Source organism: Acinetobacter sp. ANC 5378 (assembly GCF_013004315.1).
Classification (GTDB): Bacteria; Pseudomonadota; Gammaproteobacteria; order Pseudomonadales; family Moraxellaceae; genus Acinetobacter.
The window spans coordinates 1-558 of record NZ_JABERK010000033.1 but is presented as its reverse complement, the minus strand read 5'-3'; the positions used below and the strand labels follow the sequence as shown (position 1 = coordinate 558).

General features: G+C 36.9%; 2 pseudogenes. Both read left to right on the top strand.

Annotated features, from left to right (window positions below):
- Window positions 1-156 (top strand): annotated as a pseudogene (locus HLH16_RS16000) (IS30 family transposase); the annotation flags it as partial.
- Between the two features lie 43 nt (window positions 157-199).
- A pseudogene (locus HLH16_RS07815) lies at window positions 200-436 on the top strand (transposase); the annotation flags it as partial.
- Window positions 437-558: the final 122 nt, after the last annotated feature.

Here is a 558-nt window from a genome sequence, read left to right as displayed (position 1 = left end):
AGACAATATCTGCCAAAATCCTCATCGTTTGATCATGTTTCAAAAGAGCGGATAGAACAGATAGAGACTGCTCTAAATAATCGTCCTAGAAAGACACTGGGCTGGTATACACCCAGTGATATTAGGGACTGTTCTAAATTTTGTGTAAGTACTTAATTTTCATTTATCCTACTGAGGATAATAAAAAGAGGTACTTCACATGGATGAAGCTACAATCAAAAGTATGGCAGCTGAATTAGCTAAAGGTTTAAAAACTCCTGAAGATTTAAACCAAATGACAGCCATATTTAAAAAGTTCATGATCGAAACCGCTCTGAATACTGAGCTTTCTGAACATTTAGGCTATGAAAAGCATCAACCTAAGAAAGGATCTAATGCACGTAATGGTTTTAGCTCCAAAACAGTTCTAACACAAGATGGGCAGCTTGCTTTAGATTGAACCGTACCGGGTTTGTCGGAGACAGTTTATTTAAGTTAGGCTACCTGACCTAACGGATTAATTTTATCATAGTACATTGCTTCAAAATCAAAAGGTGACACATAACCTAGCGCACTATG